The 14,354-nt window shown below is 66.5% G+C and carries 12 protein-coding genes; 7 read left to right on the top strand and 5 right to left on the bottom strand.

The annotated features are described in order from the left end of the window. The first annotated feature begins 15 nt into the window (after positions 1–15). The 5 genes from DN412_RS09995 (at position 16) to DN412_RS09980 (ending at position 7,271) form a co-directional block, all read left to right on the top strand. Positions 16–1,170 (top strand): efflux RND transporter periplasmic adaptor subunit, encoded by a 1,155-nt coding sequence (locus tag DN412_RS09995; RefSeq protein WP_115014439.1) that lies wholly within the window; start codon positions 16–18, stop codon positions 1,168–1,170. A 2-nt stretch (positions 1,171–1,172) separates the two neighbouring features. After that, positions 1,173–4,268 carry an efflux RND transporter permease subunit gene (locus DN412_RS09990; RefSeq protein WP_115014436.1) on the top strand — a complete coding sequence of 1,032 codons (3,096 nt, stop codon included), beginning with the start codon at positions 1,173–1,175 and terminating at the stop codon, positions 4,266–4,268. Between the two features lie 66 nt (positions 4,269–4,334). Next, positions 4,335–4,505: a hypothetical protein gene (locus tag DN412_RS43385; protein WP_161563993.1), complete on the top strand. Its 171-nt coding sequence runs from the start codon at positions 4,335–4,337 to the stop codon at positions 4,503–4,505. 265 nt (positions 4,506–4,770) lie between these two features. Further along, the gene (locus tag DN412_RS09985; protein WP_115014435.1) at positions 4,771–6,060 is read left to right on the top strand and encodes an MASE1 domain-containing protein; all 1,290 of its coding nucleotides are present in this window, start codon (positions 4,771–4,773) and stop codon (positions 6,058–6,060) included. Beyond that, positions 6,057–7,271, top strand: coding sequence for an alpha/beta fold hydrolase (locus tag DN412_RS09980; protein WP_115014432.1), 1,215 nt, complete (start codon positions 6,057–6,059; stop codon positions 7,269–7,271). The genes DN412_RS09985 and DN412_RS09980 overlap by 4 nt, the downstream gene beginning before the upstream one ends. Positions 7,272–7,292: 21 nt before the next feature. Here the strand turns inward: DN412_RS09980 and DN412_RS09975 are convergent, their stop codons facing one another. Then, positions 7,293–9,602: a patatin-like phospholipase family protein gene (locus tag DN412_RS09975; RefSeq protein WP_115014430.1), complete on the bottom strand. Its 2,310-nt coding sequence runs from the start codon at positions 9,600–9,602 to the stop codon at positions 7,293–7,295. Between the two features lie 192 nt (positions 9,603–9,794). Further along, the gene (locus DN412_RS09970) at positions 9,795–10,760 is read right to left on the bottom strand and encodes a DNA-binding protein (RefSeq protein WP_115014428.1); all 966 of its coding nucleotides are present in this window, start codon (positions 10,758–10,760) and stop codon (positions 9,795–9,797) included. 112 nt (positions 10,761–10,872) lie between these two features. Between DN412_RS09970 and DN412_RS09965 the strand changes: the two genes are divergently transcribed. Together DN412_RS09965 and DN412_RS09960 are read left to right on the top strand one after the other, a co-directional pair. Next, complete coding sequence (locus DN412_RS09965) at positions 10,873–12,000, top strand: site-specific integrase (RefSeq protein ID WP_115014426.1); 1,128 nt, start codon at positions 10,873–10,875, stop codon at positions 11,998–12,000. Positions 12,001–12,245: 245 nt separating this feature from the next. Further along, positions 12,246–12,671, top strand: coding sequence for a hypothetical protein (locus tag DN412_RS09960; RefSeq protein WP_078200037.1), 426 nt, complete (start codon positions 12,246–12,248; stop codon positions 12,669–12,671). 31 nt (positions 12,672–12,702) lie between these two features. On the opposite strand, the gene DN412_RS09955 is transcribed toward DN412_RS09960, so the two are convergent. The 3 genes from DN412_RS09955 to DN412_RS09945 all read right to left on the bottom strand — a co-directional run bounded on the left by DN412_RS09955 (position 12,703) and on the right by DN412_RS09945 (position 14,262). Further along, positions 12,703–12,891, bottom strand: coding sequence for a hypothetical protein (locus DN412_RS09955; protein ID WP_115014424.1), 189 nt, complete (start codon positions 12,889–12,891; stop codon positions 12,703–12,705). Positions 12,892–12,969: 78 nt separating this feature from the next. Then, on the bottom strand, positions 12,970–13,272 hold the full coding sequence (locus DN412_RS09950; protein WP_115014421.1) for a hypothetical protein: 303 nt from the start codon (positions 13,270–13,272) through the stop codon (positions 12,970–12,972). Between the two features lie 345 nt (positions 13,273–13,617). Beyond that, entirely contained in the window at positions 13,618–14,262 is a 645-nt protein-coding gene (locus DN412_RS09945; protein WP_115014419.1) for a TetR/AcrR family transcriptional regulator, read from the bottom strand. Between the last annotated feature and the right edge of the window lie 92 nt (positions 14,263–14,354).

Genomic DNA, 14,354 nt, shown 5'->3' with positions numbered 1-14,354 from the left:
CAACGCTTTGAGCATATGAACAAGAATCTGATGGTCTGCGCCGGCCTTGTGGCGGCGCTTGCGGGCGGCATCTGGGGTGGGAAGTACTGGGCGGAACAAGCGCAGACCGGCACAGCGGCCGAAGCCCTGCCCGCGCGGCCCTACGCCAAGGCGGAGCCGGCCACTGCGCGCCCGGCGCCCAGCGTGCTGGCGCTGCCGCCGGGCGGCTTTGACCCGGACGTGGTCAAGACCGCAACCTTCAGCGCGCAGACTGTCACGCTCGATACGCCCACACCCGGCAAGCTTGCCTATAACGTGCAGCAAGCCAAGCTGGCCTCCGCGCGCGTGGCCGGCCGCGTCGAACGCATCCTGGTCTATGAAGGCGCGAAGGTGAGTGCCGGCCAGCCGCTGGCGGAGCTCTATTCGCCGGAATATATCGCGGCGCAGAACGAGTTCCTGCTTTCGCACAATGCCTATCACACGCTCAGCAGCAGCGACCTGAAAGAGCTGCTGGATGACGCCAGGCTGACCATGCAGTCGTCCGAGAACAAGCTGCGTGTGCTGGGTGCGACCGCCGCGGACATTGCCCGCATTCGCGAGCGCGGCGCGATTTCCGAGACGCTCACGATCCGGGCGCCGATCGCCGGCACCATCGTCAAGCGCGACATGGACCAGGGCTCGTACCTCAACGTCGGCGATTCGCTGATGAGCATCATCGACACGCGCGTGATCTGGTTCACCGGGAACCTGTATGAGACCGACATCAAGGGCGTGCGCCTCGGCCAGGCCATCGAGGTCGAGACCCCGGCATACCCGGGGCGCCGCTACACCGGCCGCGTCAGTTTCATCGCGCCGAATGTCGACGCCGACACCCACACCCTGCAGGTGCGCTGCGACGTGCCGAACCCGGACGGTATGCTCAAGCCCGAGATGTATGCCACCGCCCGCATCGTGACCGGCAACGCGCAGGCGCTGGTGGTGCCGCAGTCAGCGATCGTCAAGGACCAGGGCAAGCTGGTGTTGATGACCATGCCCGACGAGAAGCACGTCGAACGCGTGCTGGTGCAGGGCACGCCGCGCAGCGACGGCACCTTCGCCGTCACCGGCGGCGTGCCGTTCGGTGCGCCGCTCAGGGTCGTGACGCAGGGCGGCATGCTGCTCAATGAAATGCTGCTCAAGCAGGAGTCCTGATCATGGTCTTCTCGCCGATCCGCAGCGTCCTGAAACGCCGCCTGGTCATCGTATTTCTTGCCTGCGGCCTGCTGGCCGCGGGCGTGCTGAGCTTCCTGCGGCTGCCGCTGCAAGCCTATCCCGGCGTGGCGCCGGTCACCGTGCAGGCCATCACGCAGTGGCCCGGCCGCAGCACGGTCGAAGTCGAGCAGCAGATCACCATCCCGGTGGAGAACGCGCTGGCCAGCGTGCCCGACGTGCAGTCGTTCCGCTCGGTATCCTTGTTCGGTCTGTCGGTGGTGACGGTCAAGTTCAAGGAGGGCGTGGACAATTTCAAGGCGCGCCAGAACTTCGTGACCTACCTGTCGCAGGCGAACCTGCCGCAAGGCGTGCAGCCCAGCCTGTCGCCGGACGGCGACGCCACCGGCGAAATCCTGCGCTATCGCATCGAGGCCAACGGCGTGGACGTGACCACGCTCAAGACCTACCAGGACTACAGCGTCTACAAGGAGATCAAGCACGTAGCCGGCGTGGCGGATATCACCGCCTTCGGCGGCATGGTCAAGCAGTACCAGATCGTTCCCACGCCCGAGAAGCTGCAGGCCTATGGCCTGTCGCTCAAGCAAGTGGTGGATGCGGTTGCCAACGCCAATGCCAATACCGGCGGCGGCCTGATGAAGGCCGGCGAGCAGCAGTTCGTGGTGCGTGGCGTCGGCCTGCTGCAGACGCTGGACGACATCCGCAATGTCACCGTGTCAGCGGTCAATGGTGTGCCGGTGCGCGTGCGCGATATCGGCGAGGTGCGCATCGGCAACAACCCGCGCCTTGGCATGGTCCAGTTCGACCAGCACGACGACATCGTCGAAGGCATTGTGCTGATGAAGCGCGACGAGAACGCCACCGAGGTGCTGGCGCGCGTGCGCGACAAGATTGCAGAAGTCAACCAGCACGTGCTGCCGGCCAATATCCGCGTCAAGACCTTCTACGACCGCCAGAACCTGCTCGACATCACCATGGGCACGGTCGAGCATGCCCTGTTCGTCGGCATTTCGCTGGTGCTGGTGGTGCTGTTCATCTTCCTCGGCAGCTTCCGCGCGGCGGCCGTGGTGGCGGCGGTGATTCCGCTGGCACTGTGCGTGTCCTTCATCAACATGGACCACTTCAAGGTGCCGGCCAACCTGATCTCGCTCGGGGCGATCGACTTCGGGCTGATCGTGGACGCCGCGGTGATCGTGATGGAAAACATCATGCGCCACCTGGAAGAAGGGAACACGAACGTGGAGGATGCCATCGTCCGGGCCACCAGCGAAGTGCAGCGGGCCATGATCTTCTCTACGGGCATCATCATCGTCGCGTACTCGCCGCTGTTCTTCATGGGCGGCGTGGAGGGCATCATCTTCAAGCCGATGGCGTTCACCATGGGCTTTGCGCTGCTGGCATCGATCGTGCTGGCGCTCACCTTCGTGCCGGGGGTTACCTCATTCGTCTTCAGCGGCGCGCTGCGGCCGCACTCGCCGCGCTTCATCGAGGTGATCCTGCGCGGCTACAAGCCGCTGCTGCGCAAGCTGCTGCAAAGGCCCGGGCTGGTCTTCCTGGTTGCGTTCCTTGGCCTGGCCGCGACCCTGTACAGCTCGCGCTACCTGGGCACCGAGTTCCTGCCAACGCTGGAAGAAAACAACCTGTGGCTACGGATCACGCTGCCCAATACGGTCGACCTCGACTATTCGGCTTCGATCGCGCGCGACCTGCGCGGGTTCTTCCGCCAGCAGCCCGAAGTGAAGACGGTCTCGGTGCAGATCGGCCGCCCTGACGACGGCACCGATTCGACCGGCGTGTTCAACCAGGAGTACGCCCTGTACTTCAAGCCACCGGCGGATTGGCCCAAGGGGGCCACCAAGCAGCAGGTCGTGGAGCGGCTGTCCAGGCACCTGGATCGCATCCCTGGTATTGAGTACAACTTCTCCCAGTACATCCAGGACAACGTCAACGAGGCGCTGTCCGGGGTCAAGGGCGAGAACTCGGTCAAGATCTACGGCGCCGACCTGCAGACGCTGCAGGACAAGGCCAGGGAAGTCGAATCGATCCTGAAGAAGGTGCCGGGACTGGCTGATGTCGGCATCTTCAAGGAACTGGGCCAGCCCACGCTCAATATCACCGTGGACCGGGAAAAGAGCGCGCGCTTCGGCATGAACGTCAACGACATCCAGTCGGCGGTGCAGTTTGCCATCGGCGGCGATGCGGTGACGCAAATCCTGGAGGGCGAGAAGACCTTCGGCCTGTCGGTGCGCCTGAACGATGCCGCCCGCAACAATCCGGACGTGATCAGCCGCCTGCTGGTCGACACCCCCGACGGCCAGCGCATTCCGCTGTCGATGGTGGCCAAGGTGGAGGCCACCGACGGACCGTTCTTCGTCTACCGGGAATCCGGCAAGCGCTATATCGCGATCAAGTTCGGCGTGCGGGGGCGCGACCTGGGCAGCGCGGTGGCCGAAGCACAGGACAAGGTGGCGGGATCGGTGTCGCTGCCGGCCGGGTACACCATGTTCTGGGACGGCCAGTTCAACCAGATGAAGGTCGCGCAGAAGAAGCTCGCGGTGATCGTGCCGCTGACCATCCTCGTCATCTTCCTGCTGCTGTACAGCACCTTCGGCAACTTCAAGGATGCGCTGATGGTGGTGCTGAACGTGCCGTTCGCGGCCATTGGCGGCCTGCTGTCGCTGCATATCGCGGGCGAGACGCTGAGCATCTCCGCGGGCATCGGCTTCCTCTCGTTGTTCGGCATCGCGATCCAGGACGGAGTGATCCTGATCTCCTACATCAACCGCCTGGCGCGCGAAGATCACCTGCACGAAGCCGTGGTCGAGGGTGCCGCCCTGCGCTTGCGCCCGGTGGTGATGACGGCGATGCTGGCCGGCCTGGGGTTGTTGCCCGCGGCCCTGTCGCACGGTATCGGCTCCGAGGCCCAACGCCCGCTGGCGCTGGTGATCGTGGGGGGCATGGTGACAACCACCTTGCTGACGCTGCTGGTGCTTCCGGTGGTGTTCGCCTGGGTCAACCGTCATCGGGCCCGTCCGGGAGGGCCGGATGCGGTCTCCCTGACCCCGGCCGAAGGTGTCTGATCTCGTCTGAACCCTGATCGTTGCGTAGGCCGGCGCGGATTGCGCCGGCCGCCTGAGGAGCTTGCCATGTTCAAAAAGCGTGTAATCCGGATCTCGCTGGCCGCGGCGCTGTGCGTGGCCGTGTTCGGGGCCCTTGCCGCGCCGGCGAAAACCGGCCAGAAGCAAGGCCGGCAGCCGGCCAAGGCTGCCAGCCAGGCAAATCGCAACTCCGTGCTGCCCGCGAACACCCGCCGCTAGCGCATCGGGGCTGCCTGTCGCCCCCCGGCACCGGCCTGCTCGGGCCGGTGCCCGTCCATTGGCGTGCGCTGCCTGCCACCCTGCGCATCGACGCCAGCCGGCCATTCTGGCAAAGTACGATCCTTTTGCAGCCTGGATCGCCGTCTGCCGCGCCCAGGCTGCCGCGCAGTGACGCAAGAATCACAATGACGGCGCATCCAGAAAAAAACATCACACTTGGCGCCGGGAATCGGCGCAAGCCGGCAGCCAGCCAAGGAGCACCATCGTGAAACCAAGCCATCGCGCCGCCGCGTTGCTGCTATGGGCGGCGTTGTATTTCTGTTCGGGCTATATCTCCCATCAGATCAACGGGCCGTTCGCCGCCACCGGCTATATCTGGCTGCCCGCCGGCGTTACGGTGGCCGCCTTCATGCTGGCGCGGGCATCGCGCTGGCTGCCGCTGGGGCTTGCCTTTTTTGCCGCGCAGATGCTGCTGGGCTGGGTAGAAGGCCGCGAAGCCTGGCGCATGCTGCTGTTTTCCCTTGACGAGATCGGATTCGCGGCGGTAGCCGTGGCAGTCGTGCGCCTGACCGGATTTTCCACCGAAGGGCTGGCCTTTGTGCGCGGGCTGCTGACAGCCGGCCTGATATGCAGCACCGCCAGCGCCGCCTTCGGGGCCGGTTGGTTCACCCTGGTGATGGGCGTCCCCTTCTGGCCGACCGCCAGCGTCTGGGCCGCCGCGGACCTGGTCGGCATCCTGATCGTGACGCCGGTCCTGGCTGGCTGGTCGCACTTTCACGCCATGCGCTCGGGAGGCATGAGCCGTGGCGACTTCCTGTTCGGCCTGGCCGCCTTCGCCGCGCTGGTGCTGACCACCATCGTCATCTTTGACGGCGCGGGCTTGCCCGTGTTGCCGCACGGGATCGTATTCGCGCTGACCTATATCCCGCTTTTCTTCACCGCCGTGGTCACCCTGCTGTGGGGCGGGCGCGCCGGGTCGGTGACGGTGGCCATCCTCGCCTGCTTCGTCCTGCTCAACACCAGTCAGGGCGACGGGCCATTTGCCGAAAGCGCCGCCCATCACGGCCGCTCACTGCTGGAGGCCCAAATCTACCTGGCCGTCGCCGCCCTGCTCACCCTGCTGATCAACACGCTGAAGACCAGCCGTGAACAGTTGCACGAACAGGCGGCCAGCCGGCAGAACGACATGGAGCTGGCGTTGGCCGCCAGCGCGCAGTTGATCTACCGCCTGGACCCGCATAGCGGCAAGCTCCGCTGGAGCGGCAACCTGCAGCGCGCCCTGGGCGTGGCACAAGCGGCGTTCGCCGATCTGGACCAGGTGCTCGCCAGCGTGCATCCGGACGATCGCGCCAGGGTGCGGAGCCGCTGGCTGCGCGAAAGCGATGGCGAAGCGCGCGGCGACCTCCGCTTCCGCCTGCAGTTGCCGCCCGGGAGCACGACCACGGTCGTCGACATGAGCGGCCCGTTGCTGGATGCCGACGAATCGGTCGCGGTCATCGCCGGCGCCTGGCGCCTGCAGGAAGCCGCGCAGGCTGAGGGGCGGAACGCGGCATGAAAGCCCCAAAGGGCGCCGGCACCGGCGCCTTGCTGATCCACGGCCTGGGCGGCACCCAGTATGACCTGGGGCCCATGCACAAGGCATTGCGCCGCGTCGGTGTGGAAACCCATGCCGTCACGCTGCCCGGCCACGGCGGCCAGCCGGACGATCTGCTCCCGGTCGTTGCCGAGGACTGGCTGGACTCGGTCACCCGTGCCTATGACGAGCTGGTCGACAAGTATGAAACCTTCCATGTCATGGGAATGTGCATGGGCGCGCTGCTGGCCCTGGCGCTCTGCGAACGCCGGCAGCATCGCAAAGGCCAGTTGGTGGCATTGTCCGCGCCGGTATTCATCGACGGCTGGTCGACCCCCTGGTACCGTTTCCTGCGCTACCCCGTCTATCACATTCCCGGCCTGTCCGCCCGCATCAGGGTGGACGAGGACGAGCCCTTTGGCATCAAGAACGACCTGGTGCGGGCCGTGGTCAAGGCCAAGTTCGAGCGCGGCGACAACTTCCACTATCGCTGGGTCCCGCTGGCCTGCGTGAGGCAGGTCGACCGGCTGCGCCGCTGGGTACTGGGCGGCGCCCACCGGATCGCCTGCCCCACCCTGGTCGTGCATGCACGCGAAGACGAGCTGACCAGCCTGCGCTCAGCCGACTTCCTCGAGGCCGCGGTGCCGGATGTGCGCAAGGTCGTGCTGGAAGACAGCTATCACATGATCTGTGTCGACAACGACCGTGAGCAGGTCGTCAGCAGCGTGCTGGACTTCTTAGGTTTCGATCCGGCGCGCGCGCGCCGCCAGTCCCGCCGCCTGGTCGAAGTGCCGATGGAGGCGGAGGCGATCGGCACGCTGGTCGGCGAGTATATTGCGGCGCTGACCACGCAGCACTTCGAGGCAGTCTTCCCGCTGCTGGCGCCCACGGTGCAATGGCGCCACCTGGCCACCCATCCACTGGCAGGCACCTACGACGACCGGGATGCGGTGATCGCCATGTTTGCGCGGCTGGGCGAGCTCGCCGGCGGCCAGCCAGTACACATCACCGCAACGAGCGCACCCCGTATCGAAGGGCAGACCGCGGAATTCGGACTCGCGGTTTCCTTCGTCGCGGACGGTGTGCCGGTCGCATGGCGAGGCACCCAGTTCCTCCAATGCAGCAACGGCAGGATTACCGCTGTCGAATACCGGCCCTCGGCCGGCGTCAGCGCCGACACGGCCACCACCTGACGGCATCGTGCCCCCCCGGGATCAGAATACCCGGCCCAGCTGCAGATAGAGATTCCACACACCCTGCGGCGCCGCGGCAAAGCCGAAGTAGAGTGGCCCGATCACGCTGTTGCCCCCGATAAACAGGCTGGCACTGGACTTGTACGGCCCGCTGCCAAAGTTCTTGCGGCGCAGCCAGACGTCGCCGGCCTCCAGGCTGACGCCCACCACGGTGGTGCGCAAGCCTGGCAGGATGAACTCCCGCAGGTCGTTCAGGTAGGTCATGCGGCCGTACAGCAGGTAGTTGCCGGAAAACTGATCGGGCGAGTAGGCCGACAAGTGCTGGAAGCCGCCAAGGGTGAAACCCAGGCCACCGGTCAACGTGTTGTCCCCTCGGTGGTCGCCGTAGGTGAGCGCCCCTTCGGCCGCCAGGTTGAAAGTATGGCGGCCGTAGCTGGTCGCCCACAGCGCTTTGCCCCGGACGTCGTTGTAGCGGTTGTCGGTGCCACCCAGGGCCAGCTGGTTGATCGCGAACAGGTAGTAGCCCTTGCGCGGAAACAGGGAATCGTCCAGCTGGTCGATAGTCAGCTGCGCCCGGACCGTAGGCTGGCGCACGTAGCCGGTCGGGAACAGGCGGCCACGCGCGGGCGTCAGGCTGTACGCCGCGGCGTAACGGACCTGCTGGTAGTTCATGCCGGCGCGGAACTCGCCGAGCCTGCCGATCGGCACACCCAGGTCCATCCCGGCCATGGCCGTATCGACCCGCACCGCCGTCAGCGGCACAGTACTGTCACCGGACGCGCTGTCCGCAAACAGGTCGACGCGCTTGCGCTTGTATTCCGCATAAGGCGCGATATAGAACCCTTGCCGGTCGAACACGGGTTGACGCAACTCGGTATGCCACTTGGCCTGGTTGCTGCCCAGCACGATGTCATTGCGCCACTCCAGCCCGCTCTGCGTAATCCACGGATAGCGGTGGCCAAGCTGCAGATTGAAGCCGCCCTGGCCGTTGAACGTCGTGGAGACGCCGAATCCGGCCAGCAGGAAATGCGGCCCCCACGATTTTTCCTGCGCCTCCACCTTGAGCACATTGCGTCCATCTTCGTTGACGAGTTCCTGGGTCACGCTCTCGAAGTCGCCGGTGGTGGACAGCTGCGCCAGGTTCCGGTTGAGCGCACCTGCATCGTACGCATCGCCCTCGTGCAGCCCCAGGTACTGGCGCACGTATGAAGGCGGCACGCGCCCATGGGTGTGGATCTCGATCACGTCGATGGGCGTGTGCGCGGCCAGCGCCGGGCCCGGCTTGCGCGCGGCAAGATAGTCCTGCCATGCCGCGGCCGGCAGCGACAGCGCGGCCAGCCGCGAAGCGGCATCATGCGCCGCCGCCCAGCCGCCCTGCACGCCGTCGCCGGCACGCGAGAAGTCCGTGAACGAGAGCTGACCCAGCTGCGGCTCGAGCAGGATGTCACGGGCCCCGAGCAATGCCTTTTGCCCGGCCACGTTCTGGTTGGTCAGGATCGTGATCATCTGCTGCGTCACCGCAGCCGGCGATGCCAGGCTGGCCGGGTCGTCCAGCGGCGAGGCGATATTGACGGCAATGATGATGTCGGCGCCCATGTCGCGCGCAAGCTGTACCGGCAGATTGCTGACCAGGCCGCCGTCAACCAGGGTGCGCCCGCCTACCTTGACCGGCGCGAACAGGCCGGGCACCGCCACGCTGGCACGAATCGCCAGCGGCAGCGACCCGCGCGCGAGCACCACCGGCTCGCCGTTGCCAAGGTCGGTCGCCACCGCGCGGAACGGGATGGGCAACTGGTCGAACGATATGTTTGCCGGGAACTGTCCCGTCCAGTTCTGCAGCAGTGCCAGCAAGCGGTTGCCCTGCACCAGCCCGCTCGGCAGCTTGAGCTTGCCGTCGCCATAGCCGGCGGAGATGCCGATGGGATACTGGATGTCGTCTTCCCGCAGTGCCTGCGGCAATTGCGCCCGCTCGTTGCGGTCGAACACGATATCGCTAAGGTTCGTATGCAGTAGCCGCGCCTCCAGCTCGGCGGCCGACATGCCGCTGGCGTACAGTCCGCCAACCACGGCCCCCATGCTGGTGGAGGCGATGCAGTCAACCGGGATGTGCATCTCCTCGAGCGCCTTCAGCACACCGATATGCGCGTAACCGCGCGCGCCGCCGCCAGACAGGACCAGGCCGATGCGCGGACGCTTCGGCCCGGCGGTCGGCGCTCCGGGGTCCGGCTGCGCCGCGCCGGCAGGCAGGGCAATCGACAGGGCCAGTGCAAGCAACCAGGCATGCGGCAGCCATCGCCGGGGCGTGACCCGGCACCAGGTGAAGCGGTACATGAAGTAAGGCAATGGCAATGCCGGACCAGGCCGGCGACGGCGGCCGCCGCGCTGCGCGGACAGCCACGTGGGCGGTGAGGTTGCCACAATAAGGCAAGCGCGGCGGCTTGACCAGTCGGCTGCGCAACACCCGCCTGGCGTCACAGGGTTACAAGGGGTCTGGCCACGCGCTAACCCATCCCGGCCATCCCTCTACAAGCCCCGCATGCGCCGCCGGCTGCTCTTGCCGGCAGCCAGCGCAGCGCGGGCCGGCGGTGCGCGGCGGACTGCCGGATTGGCGGAACCGGCGCCGGCCGCGGTAGCCGCCCCCGCCTGGTCGCGATACTCCGCGAGCAGGTTTTCCCGCTGCCGGACGCGCTCTTCCAGCACGGCAATCGCCTGGCCGAGGCGGGTCATCTCGCTGCCCTGGCGCGACGCCGCCTCGGCGGCACGCGTCAGCCGCTCGACGGCGGCCTTGCGCTCGGCTTCCAGCAGCTTCTGGACCTCCTTTGCCGCCACGCGCGCGGCATCCAGCTCCAGTGCCATCCGGCGCTCATTGGCGGCGGCGCGCTGGGTCACGGTCTCCCGCTCCTGGTCCCACGCGGCCCGCTGCGTGGCGAAATCCTGTTGCATGGCGGTGTGGGCCAGCCGCGCCGCGGCCAACTCTGCCCGCAGGGTTTCCGCTTGCTGCTGCAAGGCCGCGCCTGCTGTTTCAGCACGCGCGGCGCGCTCCGTGGCGTCATCGCGGGCCCGCGCCAGCTCGGCCATGGCAGCCTCCGCGCCTTCCAGGCGGGCCTGCATGACCTGGCGTTCCTGCGCCAGCGCTTCACGCTCCTGCTCCAGCGCCGCGCGGGCCTCGGCCAGCGCGGCTTCGCGTTGCGTCAGCGCAGCCTCGGCCGACGCCTTTGCCACCTGCAGCGCGGCTTCCCACAGGTAGCGCGCCGCCTCGGTGACCGGCTCCGGACACCCTGGCGTGGGCGCAAAGCCTTGCGGGCCCTGGATCCGCCCGCCCAACGCCGCGAACCAGGCATCCAGATGGGGACTGACCGTGTTGGGCGAGCCCCGCCCCAGATGCAGGCGAATGCGTTCGATGGTCGGCCGCTGGCCGGCCTTGAGCAGGCTGTCGGCGGCCTGCCAGACGTCGTCTCGGGTGATGCCACGGCTGCGGAGCGTTTCCATGATGGGATCCGGGAAAATCTGTGAGGAGGACGAATAAGGTTCGATAATGGTGAATTATCGGCTGTTATTCTTTATTTACGTATGATATATTACAGCATACATCATATTTAATATGCTCAAGATCCGAGCAGCCCACGAGGCTTACTTTCCCCCCATCGCATCTGATGTCGAACTACCGGCGCCGCTCCGTCCGTCCGAACTGGATCCCCTTGCCGAACAGGCGGCCAATGCCCTGCGCCGCGAAGGCGAATCCCAAAACACCGTGGCGAGCTACCGGTCCGCGTTGCGCTACTGGTCTGCCTGGTATGCCCTGCGCTACCGGCAACCTGTGCGGCTCCCGCTCGTGCCTGCCGTCGTTATCCAGTTCATCGTCGACCACGCCACGCGCCAGACGCCGCAAGGTCCTGTCTGCGAGATGCCAGCGGCCATCGACCAGGCGCTGGTCACTAACGGATACAAGGCACGATCCGGCCCGCCCGCGCTGTCCACGCTGACCCACCGCCTGGCGGTCATCGCCAAGGCCCACCGTCTGCAAGGCCTGGCCAACCCCTGCGCGGATGTCGCCGTACGCGAACTGATGGCCGGCACCCGCCGCGCCTATGCGCGCCGCGGCCAACGCCAGGCGCGCAAGGCGGCGCTGACCCGCGCTCCGCTGCTGCGGCTGCTCGATACCTGCGATGGCTCGCTGGCTGGCCTGCGCGACCGCGCCTTGTTGCTGTTCGCATGGTCCAGCGGCGGGCGCCGTCGCTCTGAAGTGGCCCGCGCTACCGTCGACAACCTCACGCGGCTGGGTCCTGGTGAATTCGTCTATACGCTGGGCTGGTCCAAGACCAACCAGTCAGGCAGCGAACGCGCCGACACCGTCAAGCCCGTGACCGGCGCCGCGGGGCAAGCGCTGGAGGCATGGCTGGCCGCCGCTGGCATCGACCACGGGCCGCTGTTTCGCCGCATCCGCCGTGGCGGGCATGTGGGAGAAGGTTTGTCGGATGCGGCGGTGAGCCGCATCGTCAAGGCGCGCTGTGCGCTGGCCGGGCTGGACGGCGACTATTCGGCGCATTCGCTGCGTTCTGGTTTCGTCACCGAAGCCGCTGCGCAGCAGGTGCCACTGGCCGAGACCATGGCCATGACCGGCCATGCCAGCGTATCGACGGTGGTGCGCTATTTCCGCGCGGCCGACGCGCGGCGCTCGCGCGCCGCTGACTTGCTCGCGCCGGCCCCGCAATCCGCCGAGGGCGACTGAGGGACTCGCCATGTGCGCCACATCATGCGCCGTGGTCCGCCCTAATACGGGTATTTCGCTAGCTGGCGACGCTGGCGCGGGCCGCGCGGCGGTGCCTATACTGGCAGGCGCGCGCAACAGTGCCAGCCAGGCTGGACGCCGTGCCCGGACAATCCGGCAGCCAAAAGCCACCCGCAAGATGCGTCGGTGGTGCATGGGATGCGATGACGCACCGCTGCCCGACCCGAACAAGTGGAAACGCGGAGATGGGGATGCCCAACGAACAATTCCTCGCCACACAGGAAACTCGCCGCTCGGGGCTGAAGGCCCTGCGAGCGGCCTTGCTGCAGGTTCACAAGGAAGTCATCGGCTATGACAGGGCGCAGTATGAGCGCCTGAATGGCCCGATTCCGGCAGGCCTGTTTGTCCAGCTGGTGACCGAAGACAACTACTTTCGCTGGCTCGACCCGCTGTCGCGCCTGATCATCGAGATCGACGAAGAACTGGAATCCAAGGAACATCACGACGACACCTGCCGTGCTGTCGGCCGTGCCGCCGAAAAACTCTTCAGCGACGGCGCCGATGCGGGCTTTCGCAAGCGTTACCAGGAAGCGCTGCAGGATGAGTCCGGCGTCATCGTGGCGCACGGACGGCTGATGTCAGTGATCGGGCAACTGCGCCAGTTGCCATAGCGCGCCGTAGCGCGTCGTCACGCCGGAAGCGTTACTTCCCCGGCTTCGATGCTCCCGCGGGCCGGTGCGGCTCGTGGGTATCGACCGCCACCGGATCGCTGGCGGGGAACGTCTCTTCCAGCGCCTCATCCAGTTCGCGCTCGATCAGCTCGTCCTTTTCCTTTTGCCGGGCGGGCGTCGTCGACTTTTGCGGCTGGTGCTTCTGTGCGGGCTTGCTCATGGCGATCGGGCTCCGTTGGCAACCATGAGCGGATGGTAACCCCGCAAGCGCGGCATTGCCATGGTGGCCGCGCGTGGGTCAATGGCCCCTGCCCGCCCATCCACCTCTGCCGCCACCGCCATGCCATCCGCCATGGCCACCGTGATGGCCACCGCCTCCGCCATAGATGAAAGCGAAACTGCCATAGCCATAGGCAGGCCATGGACCGTAGTACGGATAGCCGCCATACACCGGATAGCCTGGATAGGCCGGATAGCCCCCGTAGTAAGGCGCCGACACGGCGTAGTCCGGATATGCCGCATACGGGTCACCGGCATACGGATACGCCACACAGCCCGCCAGGGCCGCCGCGGCAAGGATCACCCCTGTTCCATATCGCATGATCCGCTCCTCACCGTGACGTCAGCGTTCGGCCTGCCGGATCCGGTCAGGCCACAGAGTTTAGACCGCGCGGCAAGGCTTGCAATTCCGCGACGCGGCGCTGGAGGCAGTCGCGCCACGTGCCCGGATAGGAGTTCGAGTGCCTCTATCGGGACAATTCAAGGACATATTCAAGAAATGTCCGATATTCACATGAGAAACAACGGAATACATTGTCCCTGCACCCGGCCCGCGGGTGCCCCGACAGAGCCAGGTTGCCCCCCTTCTTGGTTCCTTACGCTGCCACGATGGTCCCAGCCATCGTGGCATTTTTTTCGTGCGGCTGCGTCGGGTTGCCTCAGGTTCCTACAAGCCCTTCTCGACCATATCGAGCAGGCGCTGGCCGAGGACCTCGGCCTGCTCCTTGGCACGGCTGCGCAGCGGGCCATCGATCAGCAGGATGGCAAGGCCATGCACGGCCGACCACGCCAGGTACTCGGCGCCCGGCCGGCGCTCGGGCGGCAGCACGCCGGTTTCCACCAGCATGTCCAACGCCGCGCACAGCAACTGGAATGGGTTGAGGCCGCTATTGCCGGCCTTGGCCGGGTCGGCGTCGTCCTCCACTTCGTCCGGCACCGAGAACGCGGTGCGGAACAAGCCTGTCTCGGTCAAGGCAAAGCGCAGGTAGCCCGTGCCGACCGCGCGCAGGCAGGCGCGCGCATGCGCGGCGGCGCCCCGGCCCGGACGCAGGCCGCCAATTTCAGCCTCCATGGCAATGGCAAGCGACGACAGGGCCCAGGCACGCACGGCCTGCAGCAGGTCCTGCCGGCTGGCGAAGTGGCGGTACGCCGCGTTGGGCACCACGCCGGCACGGCGCGTGGCTTCGCGCAGCACGATGGCGTCGGGGCCGCCTTCGCGCGCCAGGTCGATGCCGGCGTCAAGCAGCGCGCGGCGCAGGTCGCCATGGCGGTAAGTCGCACGCGCCGGCGGTGCGGAGGCAGCCCGGTTCATGCAAGCCCCCTGTGATCTGAATAACAGTTCATGATGCGTATGTTCTTATAGTGAACAGTGTACACAATTAAACCGTCACAAGCTTGTTGCAT

It is taken from the genome of Cupriavidus lacunae (genome assembly GCF_003353055.1).
Lineage (GTDB): Bacteria > Pseudomonadota > Gammaproteobacteria > Burkholderiales > Burkholderiaceae > Cupriavidus > Cupriavidus lacunae.
This window is presented reverse-complemented; position numbering and strand designations above follow the sequence as displayed.

Coding starts and splice junctions, on each gene's coding strand:
- DN412_RS09995 (WP_115014439.1), top strand. CDS start 16: ATGAACAAGAATCTGATGGTCTGCGCCGGCCTTGTGGCGGCGCTTGCG.
- DN412_RS09990 (WP_115014436.1), top strand. CDS start 1,173: ATGGTCTTCTCGCCGATCCGCAGCGTCCTGAAACGCCGCCTGGTCATC.
- DN412_RS43385 (WP_161563993.1), top strand. CDS start 4,335: ATGTTCAAAAAGCGTGTAATCCGGATCTCGCTGGCCGCGGCGCTGTGC.
- DN412_RS09980 (WP_115014432.1), top strand. CDS start 6,057: ATGAAAGCCCCAAAGGGCGCCGGCACCGGCGCCTTGCTGATCCACGGC.
- DN412_RS09975 (WP_115014430.1), bottom strand. CDS start 9,602: ATGTACCGCTTCACCTGGTGCCGGGTCACGCCCCGGCGATGGCTGCCG.
- DN412_RS09970 (WP_115014428.1), bottom strand. CDS start 10,760: ATGGAAACGCTCCGCAGCCGTGGCATCACCCGAGACGACGTCTGGCAG.
- DN412_RS09965 (WP_115014426.1), top strand. CDS start 10,873: ATGCTCAAGATCCGAGCAGCCCACGAGGCTTACTTTCCCCCCATCGCA.
- DN412_RS09960 (WP_078200037.1), top strand. CDS start 12,246: ATGGGGATGCCCAACGAACAATTCCTCGCCACACAGGAAACTCGCCGC.
- DN412_RS09955 (WP_115014424.1), bottom strand. CDS start 12,891: ATGAGCAAGCCCGCACAGAAGCACCAGCCGCAAAAGTCGACGACGCCC.
- DN412_RS09950 (WP_115014421.1), bottom strand. CDS start 13,272: ATGCGATATGGAACAGGGGTGATCCTTGCCGCGGCGGCCCTGGCGGGC.
- DN412_RS09945 (WP_115014419.1), bottom strand. CDS start 14,262: ATGAACCGGGCTGCCTCCGCACCGCCGGCGCGTGCGACTTACCGCCAT.